Origin of the sequence: Mucilaginibacter sp. SG538B, assembly GCF_013376065.1 — a bacterium.
Lineage (GTDB): Bacteria > Bacteroidota > Bacteroidia > Sphingobacteriales > Sphingobacteriaceae > Mucilaginibacter > Mucilaginibacter rubeus.
The window spans coordinates 38669-62917 of sequence record NZ_JABMJI010000006.1 but is presented as its reverse complement, the minus strand read 5'-3'; the positions used below and the strand labels follow the sequence as shown (position 1 = coordinate 62917).

The 24249-nt window shown below is 43.1% G+C and carries 23 protein-coding genes; 16 read left to right on the top strand and 7 right to left on the bottom strand.

Annotation, left to right across the window (positions count from 1 at the left end):
* The first annotated feature begins 13 nt into the window (after positions 1–13).
* The 8 genes from FHW88_RS25940 (at position 14) to FHW88_RS25905 (ending at position 7804) form a co-directional block, all read left to right on the top strand.
* On the top strand, positions 14–658 hold the full coding sequence (locus FHW88_RS25940) for an START domain-containing protein (protein WP_176628541.1): 645 nt from the start codon (positions 14–16) through the stop codon (positions 656–658).
* A 455-nt stretch (positions 659–1113) separates the two neighbouring features.
* Positions 1114–1851 (top strand): (Fe-S)-binding protein, encoded by a 738-nt coding sequence (locus FHW88_RS25935; protein WP_176628540.1) that lies wholly within the window; start codon positions 1114–1116, stop codon positions 1849–1851.
* Positions 1851–3239, top strand: a complete 1389-nt coding sequence (locus tag FHW88_RS25930; RefSeq protein ID WP_176628539.1) for a lactate utilization protein B — start codon at positions 1851–1853, stop codon at positions 3237–3239. The genes FHW88_RS25935 and FHW88_RS25930 overlap by 1 nt, the downstream gene beginning before the upstream one ends.
* Positions 3236–3829, top strand: coding sequence for a lactate utilization protein C (locus tag FHW88_RS25925; RefSeq protein WP_176628538.1), 594 nt, complete (start codon positions 3236–3238; stop codon positions 3827–3829). Before FHW88_RS25930 ends, FHW88_RS25925 begins: the two co-directional genes overlap by 4 nt.
* Positions 3830–4308: 479 nt before the next feature.
* Positions 4309–5046 (top strand): SDR family oxidoreductase, encoded by a 738-nt coding sequence (locus FHW88_RS25920; RefSeq protein WP_176628537.1) that lies wholly within the window; start codon positions 4309–4311, stop codon positions 5044–5046.
* Between the two features lie 82 nt (positions 5047–5128).
* Positions 5129–6670 carry a DHA2 family efflux MFS transporter permease subunit gene (locus FHW88_RS25915; protein WP_176628536.1) on the top strand — a complete coding sequence of 514 codons (1542 nt, stop codon included), beginning with the start codon at positions 5129–5131 and terminating at the stop codon, positions 6668–6670.
* A gap of 27 nt (positions 6671–6697) precedes the next feature.
* Positions 6698–7300: a TetR/AcrR family transcriptional regulator gene (locus FHW88_RS25910; protein WP_176628535.1), complete on the top strand. Its 603-nt coding sequence runs from the start codon at positions 6698–6700 to the stop codon at positions 7298–7300.
* A 114-nt stretch (positions 7301–7414) separates the two neighbouring features.
* Entirely contained in the window at positions 7415–7804 is a 390-nt protein-coding gene (locus FHW88_RS25905) for a two-component system response regulator (RefSeq protein WP_090527920.1), read from the top strand.
* A gap of 87 nt (positions 7805–7891) precedes the next feature.
* On the opposite strand, the gene FHW88_RS25900 is transcribed toward FHW88_RS25905, so the two are convergent.
* A complete protein-coding gene (locus tag FHW88_RS25900; protein ID WP_255485446.1) occupies positions 7892–8377 on the bottom strand; it encodes a DUF4268 domain-containing protein in 486 nt (161 codons plus the stop codon).
* A gap of 288 nt (positions 8378–8665) precedes the next feature.
* On the opposite strand from FHW88_RS25900, the gene FHW88_RS25895 reads away from it, so the two are divergent.
* On the top strand, positions 8666–8950 hold the full coding sequence (locus tag FHW88_RS25895) for a DUF3892 domain-containing protein (RefSeq protein WP_176628534.1): 285 nt from the start codon (positions 8666–8668) through the stop codon (positions 8948–8950).
* A gap of 57 nt (positions 8951–9007) precedes the next feature.
* On the opposite strand, the gene FHW88_RS25890 is transcribed toward FHW88_RS25895, so the two are convergent.
* On the bottom strand, positions 9008–9364 hold the full coding sequence (locus tag FHW88_RS25890) for a nuclear transport factor 2 family protein (RefSeq protein ID WP_176628533.1): 357 nt from the start codon (positions 9362–9364) through the stop codon (positions 9008–9010).
* 193 nt (positions 9365–9557) lie between these two features.
* On the opposite strand from FHW88_RS25890, the gene FHW88_RS25885 reads away from it, so the two are divergent.
* The 4 genes from FHW88_RS25885 (at position 9558) to FHW88_RS25870 (ending at position 11745) form a co-directional block, all read left to right on the top strand.
* On the top strand, positions 9558–10049 hold the full coding sequence (locus FHW88_RS25885) for a hypothetical protein (protein WP_176628532.1): 492 nt from the start codon (positions 9558–9560) through the stop codon (positions 10047–10049).
* 158 nt (positions 10050–10207) lie between these two features.
* Positions 10208–10552 (top strand): hypothetical protein, encoded by a 345-nt coding sequence (locus tag FHW88_RS25880; protein WP_176628531.1) that lies wholly within the window; start codon positions 10208–10210, stop codon positions 10550–10552.
* 110 nt (positions 10553–10662) lie between these two features.
* The gene (locus tag FHW88_RS25875; RefSeq protein ID WP_090527932.1) at positions 10663–11235 is read left to right on the top strand and encodes a Crp/Fnr family transcriptional regulator; all 573 of its coding nucleotides are present in this window, start codon (positions 10663–10665) and stop codon (positions 11233–11235) included.
* A 72-nt stretch (positions 11236–11307) separates the two neighbouring features.
* Positions 11308–11745 (top strand): carboxymuconolactone decarboxylase family protein, encoded by a 438-nt coding sequence (locus tag FHW88_RS25870; RefSeq protein WP_176628530.1) that lies wholly within the window; start codon positions 11308–11310, stop codon positions 11743–11745.
* 70 nt (positions 11746–11815) lie between these two features.
* On the opposite strand, the gene FHW88_RS25865 is transcribed toward FHW88_RS25870, so the two are convergent.
* Positions 11816–12106 carry a YciI family protein gene (locus FHW88_RS25865; RefSeq protein ID WP_176628529.1) on the bottom strand — a complete coding sequence of 97 codons (291 nt, stop codon included), beginning with the start codon at positions 12104–12106 and terminating at the stop codon, positions 11816–11818.
* 96 nt (positions 12107–12202) lie between these two features.
* On the opposite strand from FHW88_RS25865, the gene FHW88_RS25860 reads away from it, so the two are divergent.
* Entirely contained in the window at positions 12203–12553 is a 351-nt protein-coding gene (locus FHW88_RS25860) for a nuclear transport factor 2 family protein (protein ID WP_112652862.1), read from the top strand.
* 84 nt (positions 12554–12637) lie between these two features.
* On the opposite strand, the gene FHW88_RS25855 is transcribed toward FHW88_RS25860, so the two are convergent.
* On the bottom strand, positions 12638–14593 hold the full coding sequence (locus FHW88_RS25855) for a sialate O-acetylesterase (protein WP_176628528.1): 1956 nt from the start codon (positions 14591–14593) through the stop codon (positions 12638–12640).
* A gap of 793 nt (positions 14594–15386) precedes the next feature.
* Between FHW88_RS25855 and katG the strand changes: the two genes are divergently transcribed.
* Positions 15387–17663 carry a catalase/peroxidase HPI gene (gene katG, locus FHW88_RS25850; RefSeq protein WP_176628527.1) on the top strand — a complete coding sequence of 759 codons (2277 nt, stop codon included), beginning with the start codon at positions 15387–15389 and terminating at the stop codon, positions 17661–17663.
* A gap of 309 nt (positions 17664–17972) precedes the next feature.
* On the opposite strand, the gene fbp is transcribed toward katG, so the two are convergent.
* Both fbp and ppsA read right to left on the bottom strand, forming a co-directional pair.
* Positions 17973–19019, bottom strand: a complete 1047-nt coding sequence (gene fbp / locus FHW88_RS25845; protein WP_176628526.1) for a class 1 fructose-bisphosphatase — start codon at positions 19017–19019, stop codon at positions 17973–17975.
* Between the two features lie 76 nt (positions 19020–19095).
* On the bottom strand, positions 19096–21549 hold the full coding sequence (gene ppsA / locus FHW88_RS25840) for a phosphoenolpyruvate synthase (protein WP_176628525.1): 2454 nt from the start codon (positions 21547–21549) through the stop codon (positions 19096–19098).
* A 127-nt stretch (positions 21550–21676) separates the two neighbouring features.
* Between ppsA and FHW88_RS25835 the strand changes: the two genes are divergently transcribed.
* Positions 21677–22564, top strand: a complete 888-nt coding sequence (locus FHW88_RS25835) for an AraC family transcriptional regulator (protein ID WP_176628524.1) — start codon at positions 21677–21679, stop codon at positions 22562–22564.
* Between the two features lie 77 nt (positions 22565–22641).
* Here the strand turns inward: FHW88_RS25835 and FHW88_RS25830 are convergent, their stop codons facing one another.
* The gene (locus FHW88_RS25830) at positions 22642–24234 is read right to left on the bottom strand and encodes a RagB/SusD family nutrient uptake outer membrane protein (protein WP_090527961.1); all 1593 of its coding nucleotides are present in this window, start codon (positions 24232–24234) and stop codon (positions 22642–22644) included.
* Positions 24235–24249 lie beyond the last annotated feature (15 nt).

Below are 24249 nucleotides of genomic sequence, written 5' to 3'. Positions count from 1 at the left end.
TCACTGATACACCATGCGCAGGATACTTACTATCGTATTTTTATTATTTGTTACCAAATTTGCCATGGCAGGCCCTGAAGAGCCATGGTCATTAAGCACCGACAAAGACGGCATCAAGGTTTACACCCGCCATATTGCAAATTCAAAAATCAAAGCCATAAAAGTAGAGTGCACATTTAATGCTTCAGCAGCACAATTGGTGGCGGTTCTTATGGATATCAAAACCTGCAGCGAATGGGTTTACCACACCAAGTCGGCAACTGTTATTAAAGAAGTTTCTCCTTCAGATATTTATTACTACTCGGAAGTAAACATACCATGGCCGGTTCATAACCGTGATTTTGTAGCACATTTAAAAGTTACGCAAGACCCTAAAACCAAAGTGGTTACCATCGACGCGCCGGTTATCTCAAATATGGTACCCGCGAAAGATGGCATCGTAAGAGTTGAAAACTCAACCGGCAGGTGGGTTATCACTCCCGTTGATAGCAATCATGTAAGTATCGTTTACACCCTGCACCTTGATCCGGGAGGCTCGGTACCTGCCTGGCTTATCAATATGTTTGCCGCACAAGGCCCTACCGAAAGTTTTAAAGGTTTAAAAAAACAATTGCAGAAACCGGCTTATAAGGATGTGAAGCTGGCATATGTGCAGTAGTTGCGTTCTGTCTGAACTCGAATTTTAGGAATTAAAGAATTTATCGAATTGGTTTGTTAGTTCCACAATTCCCGTGCTATTCTAAGTCTGTTAACTATCGGGGAGTATGTAGTTATAACTACACACATAGTACATCCATAGACAGAGTCTGCGAACAGCAAACAGTGAAGAATTTGCTTGGTAGTTCACTGCATAAAGATTCTGTCTATTCTTTAATTCCTAAAATTCGAGTTCAGACAAAATCCTGTCTTCCAAAAATCCCCCCAAATCCAGGTTCAGACAACTTGCAAATAAACGTCAGCATTTTGCAAATAAAATTGAAAACTCGTATCACACTTAGCTGTACTTTCGGTGGTAGTATATAACCGTTTAATTTGCCGGCAGGATACCAGGGGATAGTTGTGCAAATTATAAACGCTAATATTGCTTTAACCAATAAAGTAAACGTATAAACGATGAGAGTTGCCTTGTTTGTTCCTTGCTATGTTGACCAGTTTTACCCAAAAGCGGCCATTGCTACGCTGGAGTTACTGGAGAAACTTGGCTGTGAGGTTCACTACCCTAAAAATCAAACCTGCTGCGGGCAGCCAATGGCCAATTCGGGCTATGAGCATTTAACCGGCGGCTGCAATAATCTATTTGTCGATAATTTTTCGGGATACGATTATGTCGTTTGTCCGTCGGGAAGTTGTACCCTGCACATCAAAGAGCATTTACATGCTGATGGAAAAGAGGACCAGGCAACAGAGATCCGCAAAAAAGTTTATGAGCTTACCGAGTTTTTGGTAGATATTTTACGGGTTAAACAACTTTCGGCAAGTTTCCCTTACAAGGTTGGTTTACACCACAGCTGCCATGGTTTGCGTGGTTTACGCATAGCCCAAATGAGTGAGCTTGTTGCCGAACCATTCAGCAAACCGGCCCAGTTACTGGATCTGGTGAATGGCCTGGAACTGGTACAACTTAGCCGCCAGGATGATTGCTGCGGTTTTGGAGGAACGTTTTGTGTGGTTGAGGAGGCGGTATCGGCCAAAATGGGGAAAGACCGTGTAGCTGATCATATATCGCACGGGGCGCAATATATTACCTCGGCCGATCTTTCGTGCCTGATGCACCTTGAGGGCATCCTGCGTCGCCAAAACAGCGATGTTAAAGTAATTCACGTAGCCGAAATTTTAAACAACAGCCTGTAATGAGTACCGCTACTACCAAAGATCACCCGCATTTAGCTGCCGAATTTAACCGCGATGAGCCCCGTGTAAACTGGCATGATGAAACCCTATGGTGGGTACGTGCCAAACGGGATATTGCCGCTCATAAACTCCCCGAATGGGAACTGCTGCGCGAAACGGCATCACAAATAAAACTGAACGTGCTCTCAAACCTGAGCACCTACCTGGAGCAGTTTGAGGCCAATGCCACCAAAAATGGGATCATAGTACACTGGGCGGCCGACGCCACAGAACATAACCAAATTGTACACGGCCTGCTTGAACAAAAAGGCATTACCAAAATGGTAAAAAGCAAATCGATGCTTACCGAGGAATGCCATTTAAATGAATACCTGAAAGAGCAGGGCATTGATGTAATTGACTCCGATCTCGGAGAGCGCATTGTACAGTTGGCCAATGAACCGCCAAGCCATATTGTGCTGCCTTGTATCCACAAAAAAAAGGAAGAGATAGGTGATATTTTCCACGAACATTTAGGTACGGCCAAAGGCGAATCAGATCCTAAAATATTGACTGAAACTGCCCGTCAACATTTGCGCGAGGTATTTTTAACCCGTCGCGCAGCACTTACCGGTGTTAATTTCGCAGTGGCCGAAACAGGTGAGTTCGTGATCTGTACCAATGAGGGTAACGCCGATATGGGAGCGCATTTAGCCGAGATCCATATCGCATCAATGGGCATCGAAAAGCTTATTCCAGAAAGGAAACATCTTGGTGTGTTTCTGCGCCTGCTTACCCGCAGTGCTACCGGACAGCCTATTACCACTTACTCGAGCCATTTCAGCAAACCGCAGGAAGGCACCGAAATTCATATTGTTATTGTTGATAACGGGCGCAGCATTCAGCTGGGTCGCGAGGAGTTCCGCAACTCGTTGAAATGTATCCGTTGCGGGGCTTGTATGAATACCTGCCCGGTTTATCGCAAAAGTGGCGGTCACAGCTATCATACCGCCGTTGCCGGGCCAATAGGATCCATCCTGGCCCCTAACCTCGACATGAAAAAATATGCCGACCTGCCATTTGCCTCTACCCTTTGCGGTTCGTGCAGCAACGTGTGCCCGGTTAAGATAGATATTCATGACCAGCTGTATAAATGGCGGCAGGTGATTGTGAAGGAAGGATATTCGCCCAAAGCCAAAACTATGGCCATGAAGGCCATGGCATTGACGCTGGCATCGCCAACTTTATACCGCATGGGAGGCAAAACCGGGCGACTGGTGTTTAAATATGTCCCATTTGCGGTAAACAGTAAATTAAACCCATGGTACAATCAACGCGAAATGCCAAAAGCACCCGATGAATCGTTTGGCGAGTGGTATGCCAAAAGGAAAGGAGCAAAAAACTCATGAGCCGGGAAAAAATATTAGCTGCTGTAAAATTTAATCAGCCCACTGCTATGCCGCTGCCAGATATGGAAGTGCTGAATACGCTAACCGATGTCAGAACTGATCTGGTATCAAAATACAAAACCATCGCTACAGCAGGCGGCAGCTTTGTTTATGAGGTTAGTGACTTTGATGAGATCAAAACCATCATTAATAACGAATTTAAAGCCGGCGTTAAGATCATATCTGCCCTTAGCGAACTGAGCGATTACATTTATGCCGAAACTGTAAAGCACGAAGACGGTCACACTTTTGCCGATGTAGAGTTGACCGTACTCCGCACCCAACTTGGCGTTGCCGAAAATGGGGCCCTTTGGCTTACCGAAAAAGATATGGGCAGCCGCGTATTACCTTTTATTGCCCAGCATTTGGCGGTAGTGATTAGCAAAGATGATTTTGTACCTACTATGGCGCAGGCTTATCAAACTATTGGCGATGCTGATTACGGCTATGGCTCGTTTATTTCCGGCCCTTCAAAAACTGCAGATATTGAGCAATCATTGGTGATTGGTGCACACGGGCCAAGGAGTTTATCGGTGTTTATACTTTCTTAAAGATCTTTTAAAAGCGACCTAAAAGTAACGTCATTGCGAGTAACCATCAGGGAAGCCCTGAAAAAAAACGTAATGACATGTAAAATATATTTTAGCGGTGTTGCGCGTGGGCCGCGTTAGGGATTGCAGTGTAAAGCCCACAGCGCGTAGAGAAGTTGCGGGCAGGAAAGGCGAGGACTTGCAACGGAAAGCCCGGGCCGCAGGCAACGCCCATGTTATAAAATTTATCAGAAAAATATACCTAATAATCAATAACTTACAATAACGCCATTATAAGGTACGAAGCAATCCCAAACTATACAGGGTAGACCTGCTTATAGGGGATTGCTTCGTACCTCGCAATGACGCTTTTTGTTTACGCCTCACCTGCCACTAACCAACCTAAAAATCAACAATTTACAACAATGACAAATATATGATACAAAAATATACCGATTGGTATATTTTTGTACTGTCAAAACTAAATGACACACAACAACATGAAAACTTCACAAAATACAGTATTGATAACCGGCGGCAGTGCCGGTATAGGTTTTGAAATTGCAAAACAACTATCAGCTAAAAATAACCACGTAATCATTATTGGCCGCAACCAGGATCGCTTGGACAAAGCAGCCGCTCAATTACAAAATGTAACAGCAATTAAAGCAGATATATCAAATGCAGAAGATGTGGAAGCATTAACCGCAAAAGTGAAAAAAGATTTCCCTCAGCTAAATGTGGTGATCAACAATGCTGGTGCAGCTTCAATTAACGATCTGCTCACTACGCCAAACGTTTTTGAAAACGCACAAACTGAAATGTTTACCAACTATATTTCAGTAATCCGCCTTAACGAAAAACTGCTACCGGTTTTACAGCAGCAAAGCGAAGCGGCTATCGTAAACGTATCATCAATAGTTGCCTTTTTGCCTGGCAAGCAAACTGCCACCTATTCAGCAACTAAAGCCGCCCTGCACTCTTATACAATTTCATTAAGGGCCGCTTTAGAAGACACTAAAATTAAAGTATTTGAGCTAATGCCTCCATTGGTCGATACCGAATTTTCGGCAGAGATTGGCGGGCACAATGGTATCCCGGCTTCGCAGGTTGCTGATGAATTTGTTGCAGGCTTTGAAACCGACAACTTCGAGATCCGCGTTGGTGGTACCGAACCATTCTACCGTCTGTTCCTGTCAAACCCAGACGAAGCTTTAAAAGCCCTTCACCAGAGATAATTCTCTGGTTTTTATTTTTTACCCTAAAAAATACCGATTGGTATTTTTTAGGACAATTTTTAGTTTTTCAATTCATATTTCAATGAAAAAAAGCATCCTTATCATTACCGTTATAGCCGCTGCTATCATGGAACTGATAGATACCTCAATAGTAAATGTTGCCCTCTCGCACATGAGCGGTAACCTTGGCGCTACGCTCGAAGATACTTCCTGGGTTATTACAGCTTATGCCATTGCCAACATCATCGTAATACCGATGACCAGCTTTTTAACCACCAAGCTTGGCCGTCGTAATTATTATATCGGTTCAATCATCGCGTTTACTTTCTTTTCGGCTATGTGCGGACTATCGTCAAACATATGGACACTGGTTGCTTTTCGCTTTTTGCAGGGCATCGGTGGCGGCGCGCTGTTATCAGTATCTCAGGCTATTGTATTTGAGGTTTACGGCAAGGAACGCGTGGGCATAGCCAGCGCGCTGTTTGGCGTGGGTGTGTTTTTAGGCCCGACCATCGGGCCAACATTGGGTGGCTTCATTACCGAAAATTATAGTTGGCCATGGATCTTTTACATCAACATCCCTATCGGTATTGCTGTAACTATATCCAGTTTATTGCTGGTCACTGAACCGGAGATCAAAGCCAAAGTAAAAAGTGTAGACTGGTGGGGCATTCTCCTGCTCGTCATCGGCATAGGCTCCCTCCAAACCGTATTGGAACGCGGCGAAACGGACGACTGGTTTTCGGCAGGTTATATCATCGTGCTTACTATAATAGCTGTCATCAGTCTCAGTACTTTCATTTGGTGGGAGCTCACAACGCCTAACCCTGTTATCGATCTTAGGGTGTTGCGAAGCAAGTCGCTCGCGGTAGCGGCTATATTGACGTTTGTGACTGGTTTTGGCCTGTTTACGTCTGTATTCCTTACGCCTGTTCTTGCCCAAAGGGTGCTGCTGTTCCCGCCAACCATTACGGGGCTTATTCTGTTACCGGGTGCGGTACTGGCCATTGTGGGCTTGTTATTTTCGGCCACATTGTTAAAAAAAGGCGTATCGCCATTAATTATTATCACCGCCGGTTTCATCATCTTTATCACCTTTACCTGGCAAATGTCGCGCATGAACCTGGAGGCAGCACCTGGCGATTTGGTTGGTCCGCTTATTTACCGTGCCATGGGTATTGCCTTATTGACCGTACCCCTTACCGCTTTGGCTGTATCGGGGCTCGAACCTAAAGACATTCCACAGGGGACTGCTTTAAATAACATGATGCGGCAGTTAGGTGGCTCATTTGGCATCGCCGTAATCAATACCTATGTAGCCCAACGTTTCGGATTACACCGCAATGACCTATTATCGAATATTAATATTTTCAACGATCAAACTACGGCACGGATAGCCAAGCTTAGCAATTATTTCAGCAGCCGGGGTTTTTCATCATTTGACGCGCATAATAAAGCTATAGCAGTTATTGACAGCACCATTAACAGACAATCATTTTTATTAAGCTATCTGGATGCCTACCTGTTTTCGGGTTTGATATTTTTTCTGGCTATGCCGCTCTTGTTCCTTGTTATCAACCGTAAAAAACAAGCCCGCCCTGTTGTTATCATAAATGACCACTAATTAAATACCAATTGGTATATTTGTAATATGGAAAACGAATTGTCAAAAGCCGAACGTACACGTCAATTCATTATTGAGCGTACCTCACCCGTGTTCAATAAAAAGGGGTATGCCGGTACATCTCTTTCCGATCTTACCGAGGCTACTGGGCTCACCAAGGGCAGTATTTACGGTAACTTTAAAAATAAGGAAGAAGTAGCTGCCGAAGTATTTGAATATAACTCGGGCAAGGTGCGCAAACAGATCCAGGAGCGGATTCAGCGGGCCACCAGCTACCATGACAAATTATTGGTTTATGCCCAGGTATACCACAGTTTTACGCGGGGTGATTTTATTCCCGGCGGATGCCCTATTCTGAATACTGCTGTTGATGCCGACGACACCAACCCATTGCTGAAAGATAAAGCCGCCAGGGCGGTGATCCGTTGGAAAACGGGCATCGAAAACCTCATCAAAGCAGGTATAGAGGCCGGTGAACTCAAGGCCGACATTAACATTACAGAAACTGCCTTAAGCATGATAGCGCTTATTGAGGGCGGCATCATGATCTCGAAAGTGACAGATTCTCCTGCAAATTTGGATATCGTTTTGGCATCTGTTCATAACCTCGTAGATAACCTGAAGCTGTAAATAATAACAATATCTTAGAGCTACAGGTTGTTACTTGATTGTTACAATAATTGGATATAACTTTGAAAACAAAAGAAACACTCCCCCTGTTATCTTCTTTACCAATTATTAATTATGTCAAAAAAGATCTTGATCCTCGATGATAGCGAGGATATTTTGGAAGTGATGAAAGAAGCTCTGGAAATGGAGCACTATGAAGTTGAGGTACTGAACTATACTGATGACATATGCAAGGCGGCCCTATCAGCTAACGCCGACCTTGTAATTTTGGATTACATTTTGTTCGGTATAAACGGTGGCGAACTTTGCCACATGCTAAAAACAAACCCGGCCACGGCGCATATCCCGGTGGTGATGGTATCGGCCTACCCGCGTGTGCTGGAATCATTAGGCAGCTATGGTTCCGATGCTTTTATTGCCAAGCCTTTTAATTTGAGCGATGTTATCGACACAGTTAACCATTGCTTTTTGGCAGCCGGTGATGATGTGGCACACATGGTTTAAAGATTTTTCTTATTGCACTCTTAAACTTACGAAGTTTTAAAAACTTCGTAAGTTTTTCACCATATCCGTTCAGGAAATTTATTCGATCTACCTGAACAAATCAAAACTATACTGCGCTATGCTCCAAAACTCATCAAGCGCGATAATTCTTGGTTTAAAGAAAGAGATCAGCGCGGGCCAGTCCTGCTGGTTAAATACACTTACGCCGGGTAGGGTTTTAATAATGCGGCTCACTGTTTTACCATACTCATCGGTAGTATGCAACTCCCAGTCCCATTCTTCCTCAAGCTGGCTGTTTAGGACATTCTTTAGCTCAACAAACTGATCAAACATCAATTGTTGGATATCAGCATCGGGATGACTCATTTCAATAGCGATAAAAGCAGATCTTTTATCGGCCTCCATTTTAAAGTACAGGTGCTTAATGCCCGTTTTATAGTTAACCCAGTTAGTGCGCAAGCCATCGGCCGAAAGCTGGGGTTTGAGGTATTGCCCAAACGCTGTCCAGAACGCCTGTTTTAGTTGAGTTGCCTGCTCTTTTGAGTACAATTTACCGGGATTGATGAGGGGCAAAAGTAAGGTTTTTAAAATAAACCGCCATCCTGAGTTTGAAACAGGGTGAACGTTGAAGGCGATATAACAAAGGAAGAGCTGTCAGTCTGAGCCTGTCGAAGACTCGTGCGCAGAGGCCTTGCCCACCATGCTTCGACAGGCTCAGCATGACACCCAATTTTAATCTTTTCGCGTGTGACCTTCGAAAGACGCACGCTGACACCCCAAGCATAACGCTTTTAATGACTTTCTTCTAACCTTCTTATTACTTATTAAACCATATCTTTACAATTACCACACTAATATTTTATGGCAAGCTACCAGGTAAACTGTATTGATAAACCCAAAGCATCAAGCACACATGACCAAATAACCCACATCGGTTATTATGAATCGTTAGACAGGCCAAGAGTAGTGATCTCCGTTGCCGAAGCCATAGCCCGTATCGAAGTCAACAGCCAGGCTTTTTATGTAAGCACCGAGCGGGGCAAAACCTATCTTACTATAGTAAAACCCGAAAACGGCAAAAAACACCTTAAGTCGTTAGCAGATAAGTCGGGTATCGATAACCTGCTAACGCTCGAAGAAGTTTAGGTCGCAGAAGTCAAAACCTTTCACCTTTAACCTTTTTCCTTTCACCTCAAAAACAATCTATTCCTTTTTGTCAACTATGTACGAGGTAATTTTTTTTACCTTGTCATTTTCAAGTTCATATATATCCGCATAGTACATAGCCATGTCTTTGCCATCTTTGTCTTTGCACCGAACAAGGCCATCGACAGCCGCAGTGTTGCCGTCCACAATAATATGCTCCTTGGTTGATGACACCATTTTCACGTCTTCCATTCCGCCTAAAAATTGCTCCACTTCATTCTTCTCGTTCATAATAGTTACAGATGAGCCTTTCATAGTCCATTTTACGTCGTCGGCAAAAAAACTTAAGATCTTTTCAACGTCATTATTATCAAAAGCGTCGATAACCTGCTGTACAATTTCTTTAGTTGTCATGATAGTTTGATTTTGTTTAAGATAAAGCTAGGCCTAATGCGGCCGGGCAAGAGGGGGTAAAAATGCCATTATCGGGGTGCTATATGACTTATATGATTCAAAAAGTACAATTCTTCAATTGATATTATTCCATCACAAATAACCTTCAAATCATTTCTATTATTTATATTGCCTCAAGATAACCAACCTTAACATGATCAATAAACAGCCGGTAGTTCAAAGCCCCAATACCTTCCTGAAAACTATATCGATAATCCACCTGGCTCTGATAGCCGGACAAATTATGTTTGCCGCAGTAACTTTCATGATAACTAACAAAACAACTACTGGGCAGCGTGATAACGTGTTCATTTATGTTGCACCCATAATGGCCTTTACTGGTCTTGCCGTAAGCAACATATTATTTAAAACATTGGTGAATAAAATTGACGGCCAAAGTCCATTGAAGACTAAACTCGCTGCTTATCAATCTGCCTTGATCGTGAGGTTTGCTTTATTAGAGGGGCCTTCCCTTTTTGCTATTGTGAGCTTCATGCTAACCGGTAATTTGATCTTTTTGGGTATATCCGGGGCTATCATAGCATACTTTATTTATTTGCGCCCGACAAAGCAAAAAATTGAAGATGATTTAAATTTAGGGTATGAGGAAAAGGCAGAACTTGATGGTACAGGTAAAGTTTATTGATGATGTATTAGACAAATGAGATCCAAGTTCAAATTTTGGCCTAAATTCCTTATACTGATGTGCCTGTTTTTGAACTGCCTGATAGTTTTTTTTATTTTCATTAATTTCGATATTTTTTTGCTCATGGTAAGCCCCTTCATTTCCTAATATTTCCTTATATGATATTTATTTGGACTATCTGTAGTTTGATAGGGTATCAACTAAATCATAAAGCCCATAAAATAGTTATTGATGGTGACACAGTAATCAGGGTTCGCTGGTTTGGATTTGGCTTAAAAAAAGTTTATAAAATAAGCGATATAGAAGGTTTTTTGACCTATTCGATATCTGGCAAGAAAAATGCGAACGAATATCTATACCTGATTGCAGGCGATGAAAAGGTAGCGAAACTATCAACCTATTACCACAAAAACTATCAAGAACTAAAGCTGTCTATAGTTCAGCATCAGATTAGAAATTTAGCCAATGAACATTGGACGATATGGAAACATATCAGCGCATAAATAATGGGGGCTTTTATATAAATAGCATTTATTTTTTATGAGATATAAGTTTAATTCGCGCAATTCAACCTAATTTGACAAATTTGCTCCTGCTAATTCATACCTGATCTATGTATCCCGAACTAATCAGCCATGTTAAACGATATGTTCAGTTGTCACTGGCCGACGAGGAAACTATTTGCCGGCATTTTGAATTAAAGAAGTTTAAAAAGAAAGAGCTCATTTTAGAACCGGGCAAACATTGTGCAGGTAATTATTTTGTACTCAAAGGGCTTGTAAGGCAGTACTTTGTTAACAATAAACTTAATGAGCAGATCATCCAGTTTGGCTTGGAAAATTGGTGGATTGCCGATCAGGATAGTTTGCTCAACCATCAGCCGGCTACTACTTACATTCAAACCATCGAAGCTTCAGAAATGCTGTTGCTTACCGAAAAGAACCGTATAGCATTATTTGAAGCGGTTCCGCAGATGGAAGGTTATTTCCGGATCATGATGCAAAAAGCTTTCATTGCATCACAGCGCCGCATAGGTTATATCTTTAATCAAAACGATGAGGAGCGTTATCGCCATTTCACCGGTTTGTTTCCAGCTTTTGTTCAGCGGGTGCCCCAATACATGCTGGCATCCTATTTAGGCTTTACCCCGCAGTTTTTGAGCCGGCTCAGGGCTAAAAAAATCTGATTTTCTTAAACTCAGTTCATTTTTTGAGGCCATGTTTATCCCCAATTTTGTATTAACAAAAAAGAAAAAAACATGAATCGCTTAAAAATCAACATCGCCGAACCGGCTGCATACAGGGCCATGTTTGCCCTTGAAAAATACATTGAAAGCACTGAGTTAACCACCCGTCATAAAGACCTGATCAAGATCCGCGCTTCACAAATTAATGGGTGTGCCTACTGCGTGGATATGCACACTGCCGATGCCCGCAAAGCCGGCGAAACAGAGCGTCGTATTTATAACATCAGCGTATGGCACGAATCACCTCTTTTTGATGAGCAGGAACGTGCAATATTAGCCCTTACTGAAGAAGTAACCCTGATCACCGGCCGAGTATCTGACGAAACTTATAAAAAAGCCGCAGAATTATTTGACGAAAAGTATTTATCGCAAGTGATCATGGCTATCATCACCATCAATGCCTGGAACCGTATTGGTGTAACTACCCATCTTCAGCCGCCGCTCGATTAATCCTTTTTAATTTTGTTGTTTTGATTTTAAGCCGCCTGTATTACCGGGCGGCTTTCTTGTTAACTTAAAACTAAGCCGATATCCAGGCCATCATCAACGCCACTTCATAGGTACCTAAAACATTAGCGGGGTCATTGGCGATAATTTCGTGCACCTGAGCTTCCTCATCAACAGCCAGGATACCAAGGCCATAAACACCTTTCGGATCGAAAACCGGGCCAAAAATAAGCACCAAGCCTTCTTTCATTTTCCCTTTCAGATATTCGGAATGAGCTTGCATAATAACGCGTTCGTCATCGGTCATATCGTTAGGAAACGTTGGGCGGTTGCCGGTGAGTTTAATTACGAAATGCTTTTTCATCCTAATAAATTTAAGAATTATTACTGAATGGATAAGTAAGGGAATAATTATTGATGGTTATATTAAATCATTTTGTAACCTTAAATAACCATTCCTATGACAACAGAAGCAGGTGCAACAGTTGGCAGCGCCAATGACGTGGTGCTTTCCTTCATAAAAGCATTAAACGAAGAAAATTTTGCAGAGGCCCGCAATTGCGTGGCAGACGACTTGAAATTTGTAGGCGTACTTGGCCAGCGCGACGGTGCCGATGCCTATTTTACTGATATGCAGCACATGAAGCTAAAATATGATATTAAACGTGTGTTTAGCGATGGCGATGATGTATGTATCTTTTATGATATTGATATGGACCGCGCCACCATATTCAGCTGCGGGTGGTATCATGTGGTTGATGGTAAGATAAACTCCATCAGGGTAATATTTGATCCGAGACCATTGTTGTAAGTAATAGAACAGTTGAAGACTTACGAAATTTTAGAAACTTCGTAAGTCTGGATTTTAGAAGATGGTTACGTTATACTCTGTTATTTACTTCCCTGCCCAATTATCCGTGCGGAAAGGCGAAGCCGGTAATCCGACGCCATTGTACAACGAACTTACCGGGTTATTGGCCCAGGCGTACCTTACGGCAACCGGGTTTGTAACATCCGGGCTGCTCACTATAACCTTATCGCCTTTTATAACAGCGGTAGCCCAATGAAACTTCATATCTTCACCGGCTATGGCAAAACCCTGCATATTGTCGCCTCCCTGTGCTTTTAAACCGCCATCGGTATAATTAAAGCTTAATTCAATTTTATCACCCTCGATTTTTTGTGATTTGTACATCGGCCCGGAATAGGGCTGTTTTTTATGATAGGTTTTATCAAGCGCGACCAATGCCAGCCTCCGGCCAACTTCCTGTTTATTTTTTGGGTGGATATTATCAGCTTCGCCCAGATCGGCAGCTACGGCCATGCCAGTGTTAGGCAGTTCAAGTGTTTGGGTTTGAGCCTCCCGCAACTCTGCCCATCCTGATGCAACGGGGTCGGCTTCACGTTTTTGCCAGTTAGCTAACTGTACAAAATAAAACGGAAAATTGCCCTCGTTCCAAATGGTGCGCCAGCCGTTTATCATGCCCTCAAATAATTCTTTATACTGGCCCGACCTGCCTGTATTGGCTTCGCCCTGGTACCAGATAGCACCACGGATAGCCATAGGTGTAAGCGGATTGATCATCGCATTATACAACACAGCCAACCGGTTCGGGTTATTGGCAACAGGCATTGGCGGCAGGCTTTTTATATTAAAACCAACTTTATAATCCCAGGTACCGGCTAAGGAGATCTTTTCACCCGATGCTGATACCAATTGCATTTCATCGGCGCCGTACAGACCGCCACCGCCACCGCTGTCAAAAACCCGCACGGTGATCACCGACTCCCCGGCCTTTACCTTTGCAGTAGGAATAATGTAATTACGCGACTGTGTGTAACCATCCGTAGCGCCTATCTTTTCACCGTTAAAAAATGTTATTTCATTATCATCTATCTTACCCAGGCTAATCTTTACATCCTGCCCGGCCCAGGCTGCAGGAATGATGATCTTTTTACGGAACCAAACAACGCCATCGAAATCTCCTAAAGCGCCTTTTTCAAAAAACTGGGGCAGCAACATGCTCCGCCAGCCGGCAGTATCAGGATTAAACGCGTTATTATTGGTATACCCCCAATCAGCAGCGGCGGCAAGTTTGTTCCAAGCATCCATTTTTTGTGCAAAGGTTAATGGCGTTTCTGTTTTAGCAGATTCCTGCTGCTGTTTGATCTGTGCGCTGAAAACCGGGTTATTAGTAAGCGTGTTTTCATCGCTCCAGGCTTCGATCATAGTACCCCCCCAGTTTGAACTGATGAGGCCGATAGGAATTTTAACCTGTTTATTGATCTCCCTGGCAAAAAAATAAGCTACCGACGAAAATTCGCCGATAGTTTGAGGTGAGCATACCATCCAGCCGTTATTGGCAACTTTAATATTGGTTTGCGGGGTAAGGCTCGTTGCCTGCGATACCTGTAACAAACGGATCTCCGGATAATTTGCGTTGGCTATTTCTTCTTTATAGTTATTTACCTGGCCCCAACCGGCCACGGGCATTTCCATGTTCGACTGGCCCGAGCAAATCCATACCTCTCCTATCAGTACATTATTTAAAACCACCGGGTCGCTGCCGTCGGTTATAGTTACCTGGTAAGGCCCTCCGTACGATGGCGTCTTGATCTTCGTTTTCCAGTTACCATCAGCATCGGCAATGGTTGTATAGGTTTTATTGTTCCATGAAGAGGTAATGGTTACTGTTTTACCCGCATTCGCCTTGCCCCAAACCCGAGCCATGGTTTTTTGCTGTAAAACCATGTTATCGCTAAAAACACCCGGCATGATCACTTTGGCAAATGCACCGGCATTAAGCAATACACTTCCGATTAGTATGGATAAACACTTTTTAAGGTTCATTAATTTAGGTTTAATACGGTAATTATTGACGAATTGACTGGCCCTAAGTTAAGTGTAACCGACAAATTAAAAAACGTCCTGGCAACATTTAATAAACAATTCATTTCTGTAAGGCTAACGAATGCAGCATATCAATGGTCAGTAAGGAATTTGCATTTATAAGTTTCGAAGAATAATGGGAGAAAGTGCCTGGATAAAATGAGCTGGCCCGGAAGGCGAATAAACAATGTGCTATCCCTGGCTAACACATTGTTTTTTTAACTAAAACTGTATTTTACAATGAAAATACTCATTAAAGAACTATCGGGAATATCGTTAGGCAGTATTAAACGCTGCCTGGTATGTTTAAATTATACCGTAAATTTTTCAGCAAAAACACATCGTTAATCCAATCAACCGGACACAGCCGTTAACATCTTCATATTTCAAGAAGACGACCTTGATAGGGTTATTGTTACAGGATAGGATATTTTTTTCAATACTGATAAGTTTAGGGTTGATGCAAAACTAAACATTTCGTTAATAAAAAGATTAATTAGCATGTTAAAAAGGTATTTTTTTTTACATGCTAATTAACAAAAGATTAAAACTACAATTCCCGGCACATACAATTTGGCGGATATAACACATCTTTTTACCATTTTAAAAGCCCGGCCATCTGAACTATGTTATAGCTTTTAGCTATCCGCTTATAGAATTAATTGATTGTGATTGTTGCTATTAACATCCTACTTTTATAAAACTTAATACCTAACGACGGTTTAAGCAGTCTATTCAATTTATAACTATAATTATGGAAAACGGATCAAATGACATCAGTAAATGCCCGTTTCACAACGGTACAATGAAGCACAATGTTGGCGGCGGCGGTACACGCAACCACAATTGGTGGCCTAACCAGCTAAAGCTTAATATCCTTCGGCAGAACTCTTCACTATCAAACCCTATGGATGAAGATTTTAATTATGCTGAAGCCTTTAAAAGCCTCGACCTTGAAGCTGTAAAAAAAGATCTGCACGCGCTTATGACCGATTCACAGGATTGGTGGCCGGCAGATTTTGGCCACTATGGCGGCTTGTTTATCCGCATGGCCTGGCACAGTGCCGGCACCTATCGTGTAGGTGATGGTCGCGGAGGTGCCGGAGCAGGCTTGCAACGTTTTGCGCCGCTTAACAGTTGGCCCGATAACGTAAGCCTTGATAAAGCCCGCAGGCTGCTTTGGCCTATTAAACAAAAATATGGCCGCAAAATTTCATGGGCCGATCTGATGATCCTTACAGGAAACATAGCACTTGAATCAATGGGTTTTAAAACCTTTGGCTTTGCCGGCGGCCGCGAGGATGCCTGGGAAGCAGATGAATCGGTATACTGGGGTTCAGAAACTACCTGGCTGGGCGGCGATATCCGTTACGCACATGGTTCGCCGGGTGTGCAGGAAGGTCATGGTGTACTGGTATCAGATGATGATGCCGATGGCGATATTCATACACGAAACCTCGAAAAACCGCTTGCAGCCGTACAAATGGGCCTGATTTATGTAAACCCTGAAGGCCCCGATGGCAATCCTGATCCTATCATGGCAGCTAAAGATATCCGGGATACCTTCGGCCGGATGGCGATGAATGATGAAGAAACCGTTGCGTTAATTGCAGGCGGCCACACTTTTGGCAAAACCCACGGTGCTGCATCTGCAGATAATGTGGGGAAAGAGCCCGAAGCTTCTGACATTGGCGCACAGGGCTTTGGCTGGCATAACGGTTATGGCTCAGGCAAAGGTGCTGATACTATTACCAGCGGCCTGGAAGTAACCTGGACTACAACCCCTACCAAATGGAGCAATAACTTTTTCGAAAACCTGTTTGGCTTTGAATGGGAATTAACCAAAAGTCCGGCCGGCGCGCACCAATGGGTAGCTAAAAACGCGGAAGCTATCATCCCCGATGCTTATGATGCTTCGAAAAAGCATTTACCAACCATGCTCACCACCGATCTTTCTTTAAGGTTTGATCCTGCATATGAAAAGATATCAAGGCGATTCCTGGAAAACCCTGATCAGTTTGCGGATGCCTTTGCACGCGCATGGTATAAATTAACACACCGCGATATGGGGCCAAGGGTCCGTTACCTGGGTGCCGATGTGCCTGAAGAAGTACTGCTTTGGCAAGATCCTATCCCGGCTGCCGATTACGCAACGATAGTTGAAAGCGACGTTGCTGCTTTAAAGGCGAAAATATTGGCATCTGGCTTAAGCATATCTGAATTGGTTTCAACAACATGGGCTGCTGCCTCTACTTTCCGCGGGACCGATAAACGCGGTGGTATAAATGGCGGCCGCATTCGCCTGGCCCCGCAAAGGTACTGGCAGGTAAATAATCCTACACAATTACAAAAAGTGTTGAACGTGCTTGAAGGGATCCAAAAAGATTTCAATAATGCTCAAACCGACGGCAAAAAAGTTTCACTGGCCGATTTGATTGCGCTGGCAGGAAGCGCCGCTATTGAAAAAGCTGCTAAAGATGGCGGGCATGCTATCGCCGTTCCGTTCACTCCGGGCCGTACCGATGCTTCGCAGGAGGAAACTGATGTAGAGTCATTCGGTTACCTTGAGCCGGCAGCCGATGGATTCCGCAATTATCGTAAAACAAAACATCCTGTTTCTACCGAAGAATTGCTGATTGATAAAGCGCACCTACTCACCCTGACCGCTCCTGAGTTAACCGTATTGTTAGGCGGTCTGCGTGTATTGAACATTAATTTTGACGGATCGAAACACGGCGTATTCACCGCGCGCGAAGGTGTGCTTAGCAACGATTTTTTTGTAAACCTGCTTGATATGGGCACTGCCTGGAAAGCCACAGCTGCCGATAGAGAACTTTACGAAGGCAGCGACCGTGCTACTGGTGCAATAAAATGGACAGCAACCCGCGCCGACCTTGTGTTTGGCTCCAATGCCGAACTAAGAGCTATTGCCGAAGTATACGGAAGCGCCGACGGACAAGACAAATTTGTAAAAGATTTTGTAGCTGCCTGGACCAAGGTAATGAACCTTGACAGGTTTGATCTGGCTTAATATCAACGTCAACGCTGTAAACAAATACAGTGTTGAAAAAAAATGGGTGTCATGCTGAGCCAGTCGAAGCATAGCGGGTAGGGCCTCTGCGCCAGTCCTTCGACAGGCTCAGGATGACAGGCCCTCTACACCTAATGTCATTTATGAATACAACTGTTGGGCTATTATTCACATGTAATACATGTAAAATAATAGCCCACAGTGTTTTAATTAAAAATCCGGGTAAACTTAAATAGCGCCCCCGCTCCCCCGGTTTGTCTTTAAATCAATTTACAGCTTTTAGCATTGTGCTTTCTGCTTTTAGCTTTCTTATATTAATTCCATATAACTATAGTCAACATTAGTTGTAATTGGCGAAAAGCGCCTCATCATTTCTTCAGCTTTAGCCACCATCTTTTTTGAGCCAATGAAGATGCCAGTACGCTGGTGCAGTTCGGTAACATCAAGATCTAAAATGCGTTGGTACCCGTTACTGGCTCTTCCCCCGGCCTGTTCAATGATGAAAGCCATAGGGTTGCACTCGTAAATTAAACGCAGTTTCCCTTTCGGATCGCTTGCATTTGCCGGGTAAATAAAGATTCCGCCTTTAATCATATTCCTATGCAGGTCGGCCACCATGGATCCGATGTATCTTGCCTTAAACGGCCTGTTTGTTGAAACATCTTCAACCTGGCAATATTTGATATATTTTTTTACACCGTCAGGGAAATGAGAATAATAGCCTTCATTTATAGAGTAAATTACCCCATCATCAGGGATTTGCATTTTGGGATGCGAGAGGCAAAACTCACCGAGTGAGGGGTCTAAGGTGAAACCATTCACCCCTTTCCCTGTAGTGTAAACCAACATGGTTGATGAACCATAAATTACGTACCCTGCTGCCACCTGCTCCGATCCCCTTTGCAAAACATCCTTAATAGACGCCCGCCCATCTGTTGTTTTTCTGCGGTAGATAGAAAAAATGGAACCCACGCTTACATTTACATCTATGTTAGAGGAGCCATCCAGGGGATCTATCGCTACAATATATTTAGCGTGTTTGGAGATCTCGCTGTCAATGTCAATATATTCATCGCTTTCTTCCGATACTACAATACAACATTCGCCGCCGTGCTGTAAGGCCGAAATAAACTGTTCATTGGCAAAAATATCCAGTTTTTTCTGGCTTTCTCCCTGTACGTTTACCGAACCGTTATCATGGGTCAGGTCAGCTAATCCAGCCCTGTTAACTTCCCTGTTAACAATCTTTGCCGCAATACCTATATCTCTCAGCAGCCTTGAAAGTTCGCCTTTGGCGTATGGAAATTCTGCTTGTTTTTCAATGATAAACTGGCCTAAAGTTTTTACCGCTTTCATATAAATAAAATTTTAATATTAGTACCGCTACCCGGATTGAGTAGCGGCTTTAGCATTAGTTAATAAATCGTTCGTGTCAGGCAGATAGGCAGAGCCGTTTAGCCGCTTCAATCTCATCCTCTATTTTCCTGATAGCCATTACGGTTTTAAAAAATGAGTCGGGAGTAACGGAGATGCTGTCAATCCCTTCTTCTACCAGGAACTGGGCAAAATCAGGATAATCTGATGGCCCCTGCCCGCAGATTCCCACTTTCACGCCTTTTTTCTTTGCAGTTTTTATTAACGATGAGATCATGAACTTTACCGCATCATTACGCTCGTTGTATAAGCCCGCCACTAAAGACGAATCACGGTCGAGCCCCAGTACAAGCTGGGTGAGGTCGTTAGAGCCAATTGAAAAACCATCTACATGATCGGCAAATTGTTCGGCCAGGATCACGTTCGACGGAACTTCGGCCATCAGATAAACTTCAAGCCCGTTTTCCCCGCGTTTCAGGCCATACTCGTTCATGGTTTCGTATACCAATGAAAGTTCATTCACTGTGCGGCAAAAAGGGATCATCACCACAACATTATCAAGGCCCATCATTTCGCGTACCTTCTTAATAGCTTTACATTCCATCCCAAAAGCATCTTTATATACTTTAGAATAGTACCTGGATGCTCCCCTCCAACCGATCATTGGATTTTCCTCATTCGGTTCGAAATACTTGCCGCCGGGCATATTATAGTATTCATTGGTTTTAAAATCCGAGAAACGTACAATTACTTTATTAGGATAAAATGCAGCGGCTATCTTAGCTACCCCATACGATAATTTTTCAATGAAAAATTCCTCTTCGCTATTATAACCCAGCATAGCCTCCTCAATATGGGCTGTTAATGAGGCATCATTCAGGCCCCTGTGCTCGAGGAGGGCCAACGGGTGAATTTTTATGTAGTTATTGATGATAAATTCTTCCCTGGCAAGCCCTACGCCTTTTCCGGGATAATGCGCATAATTAAATGCTATTTCAGGCGATCCGATATTCATCATCAGCGGGGTTTCAATTTCAGGCAGGTCATTAAGATCATGTTCCCGCTTACTAAATGCTACTATGCCGCTGTAAATAATTCCTGCATCTCCTTCGGCGCATGAAGCGGTTATTTCATCACCGGTTTTTAGGATAGTGGTAGCGCATTCGCAGCCAACTATTGCCGGAACGCCTAACTCGCGGGCAACAATGGCGGCATGGCAGGTTCGGCCACCTTTATTGGTGATGATGGCCGATGCTTTTTTCATTACCGGTTCCCAGTCAGGGTCGGTCATATCAGTAACCATGATATCGCCGGGCAAAAAGTTGATTTCGTGGATATTTTGCTTACCAATACCGGAGAGATTATGTACCCTGCCTGTCGCTATTTTATCGCCAACAGCGATACCTTTCAGCAAGATCCTGTCCGCTCTGTCCGGGTCATTGATACGAAATTCGGTAAGCAGGTTTACCTGCTTGCGGGAGTGAATAGTTTCGGGCCTTGCCTGTACTATAAACAATCTGCCGGTGATCCCGTCAACCGCCCATTCAATATCCATAGGGCACCATTTGCCTTTTAATTTGGTGTAATAGGCTTCAATGATAATTACCCAATTACTCAATTGGATGATCTGATCATCCAACAGGCAAAACCTTGAACTATCCTCAACTGGGGTGTCAATGATTTTTACGGCAGCTTCCCCGGCGTTTCCGTAAATCATTTTTTGATGCTTTTTGCCCAATTTTTTTTCGAGGATGGGCCTGAAACCGCTTTTAAGCAGCGGCTTATAAACGATAAATTCGTCGGGATTAACCGATCCCTGTACCAGCATTTCGCCTAAGCCGTACGATCCGTTAATGATTACGGCATCTTTGAAACCACTTTCTGTATCTAACGAAAACGCAACCCCCGAAACGCCAATATCAGAGCGTACCATTTTTTGAACGCAAACAGATAGGCCGACATTGAAATGATCATAATTAAATGATTCCCGGTAGCTGATTGCCCTGTCGGTAAATAATGAGGCAAAACAATTCTTTATCGCTGTTAATAGGTTTTCTTCTCCCCTGATATTTAAATAAGTGTCTTGCTGGCCTGCAAATGATGCATCGGGCAGGTCTTCAGCAGTAGCCGATGAGCGGACTGCAACATCGACAAAATGATCTTTATATTGAATTGATAGCTCTTTATAAGCTTCGGCAATCTCATTTTCCATAGCAGTGGAAAACCGGCCATTTTTTATAAGTGTTCTTATTTTACTGCCACAGGATAAAAGAACCTGCAAATCGGTAACATCTTTATCTTCAATAATGTCCCTGATCTGCTTATCAAGCTGGTTATCTGCGATGAATTGGTAATAGGCTTTACTTGTAATGATAAACCCATCAGGAATATCAATGCCAAATTGAGAGATGTTCTGCATCATTTCTCCAAGCGATGCATTTTTACCTCCTACTAACTCAATGTCACTTATCGAAGCTTCAATAAGTTTCATAGTAAACTTCTTTTCCTTCATGGCTAAAATTTTATAAAACGAAGTTAGCCGCTTAGCAAATTGCCCAATGCTTAAATATTCATCATAAGTAATACTATATTCACAATATAATGGCTATTTTTATTTTTTATCATCACTATAGTATAAAATGAGAGAGTTTTTCGAGCAAATTCTGAAAGTCGACAATTCAGCTTTTACAATAGCCGAAGCAAAAACCTACCATGCTATCAATAATTTTCACAACCATCCTGAACTGGAACTTATTTATATTATAAGTGGCGAAGGCACTTTTTCGATAGGAAATACTTCAAAAAGAATTTCAGGGGATACCATGATCATGATAGGCTGCAACGTGCCCCACATGTTCAAATTTGAAACTAACCGTTATTATGATTACTCCATGAAAAGCGGTAAAACTCCCAAACCGCTGCAACTGCTTACCCTTCATTTTGATCCGAATAAATTAGGGAGCACCTTCATGATGCTGCCCGAAAACAGCCTCCTGAACAACCTTTTAAACAGTGCTAAGAATGGCTTGCTGATCAATAGTAATTCAAAGGCCCTGGCGATTGACTTTATCCGGCAAATAGAAGGTTCGGCGAAGTATGAACAACTTCCGTTATTGCTGCAACTGTTAAATAAAATTGCTGAGGGCGAACAGCTCTCAAACCTGGCCGGTGAAACGGAGAAGAAGATCTTTAACAGGATAGATGAAGTGCGGCTAACAAAGATCTATCTGTATACCATGGACAATTTTTACAAAGACATTAAGCTTAAGGAAATAGCTAACATCATACACATGGTGCCGAAGGCATTTTGCCATTATTTTAAATTGCGTACCGGCCAAACCTACTTTGATTTTTTACTGACCGTAAGAATAGAAAACTCGTGTAAACTAATCAGAGAGACCAATGAAAATATAAATTCAATCAGCCGCGATTCGGGGTTTAACAACCTTTCAAACTTTAACAGGTATTTTAAATTAGTTACCGGGAGCACACCAATGGAATACCGGAGAAAATTCAGGGAGTTTTAGGATCATTAAAGCCCTTCTAAAAAAACAAATGCAGGCTTTTTAGGGCCTGCGTTTGTTAAATAAATAATAGAACTAAATTAATAACCCGGATTTTGTACCAGTTTCGGGTTCAACTGCATTTCCGGTCTTGGGATCGGGAAAATACGTTTATTAGGATCGGCATCTGTTTTTATACCCCATTTTTTCTCAAACTGACCAAAGCGGATCAGGTCATTACGACGCCACGTTTCCATAGAAAATTCGCGGCCCCGTTCATCTAATATATCAGACAGTGTTACCGAAGTTAAAGGCGAAGCTTTTGCACGCGCTCTCACCTGGTTAACCAATGATAAAGGCGAATCGCCATTGGTTGCTGATGCGCCGCGTAAAATAGCCTCGGCTTTTTCAAGCAAAATATCAGCATACCTGAACATAGGCACATCATTGCCCTGGTTACGGTCATTACTTAAGCTATCCGGATAAAACTTATTGTTCCTGTAACCTTCTTCGTTAGCAAGCTCATCATTACCGATGTCAAAAGTTGCCGGGTTTTTCCACACAATATCAGGCGTAAACTCTAACTGGTGGATCACTATATCATTTGGCTTAGGGCCGGAATAACTTGCATCCAGTCCGATATTAGTTGTTGTGATTAATATTGGAGAGCCATCATTGTTGTACTGCTTGCCAACTAAAAATTGCTTTTTGCGAATATCATTTGCATCATTAAACAAGGCATAATACTCCTTGTAGGTGTACACCGGCCCATCTGGCGTGTACGGCATTTTATACTTACTTTTCAGGTTAGGGTTCAGCGTCCAGCGTGCGTAGTACTGTCCCTGCGCCAAAATGCCGTCATAAGGTATGGCAAAAATAAAGTCTTTAACACCCGGGCCGTTATTAGGCTTAAACATGCCTAAATAATCTGCATCTAAACCATATTGACCGCTTTTTATAACGTTATCGCACATAGTAACAGCATCCTGATATCTTGGAGTGCCGATATAGTACTGCGCGTTCAAATACATTTTGGCAAGTATGGCATACGCCAAACCTTTGGTCGGCCTACCATAAGTAGTTACCCCTGCTGTCCCGCTCAGATCAGGAATCTGGGCAAGCAATTCACTTTCAATAAATGCAAACACTGCCGCCCTTGGCTGGGTGCCCAGGTTGGTGGTATCGCCAAAGGTTTTGCTGATAGGCACGTTACCAAACAGGTCCATCAGGTAAAAATATGACAGGGCGCGCATGGTTTTAATTTCGGCAATGGTTTGTTTTTTTGAATCGCTTTCGGGCGTAGGTGCCAATAACGACAATACCTGGTTACATAAACTGATGGTTCCGTAACCTCCCGACCAGCAAGTTTCGGTCATGCCGTTATCAGGCGTAACAGTGTGCAGGTTTACGGTTGAATAGGTACCGCCGTCAAGCCAGTTACCACCACGTGCTACAAGTACGCATTCATCGGTACTTAAATTTTGCAACAACCAGTATTGCCTGCCCGGTGCCCCGCGAAACGAGGTATAGATAGGCCCGGTAGCAGCTACATACTGCGCTGGTGTAGTAGGAAAGTTAGCCGTCGTAAGCGCCGATTTTGGCGTGATATCCAATTTAGTACAACCTGAAAGGTAAATTGCTCCTATAAACATGGCAATGAGGCCAGGTTTTATATATCTTTTTAAATTATTCATGTCTGTTAGGTTAAA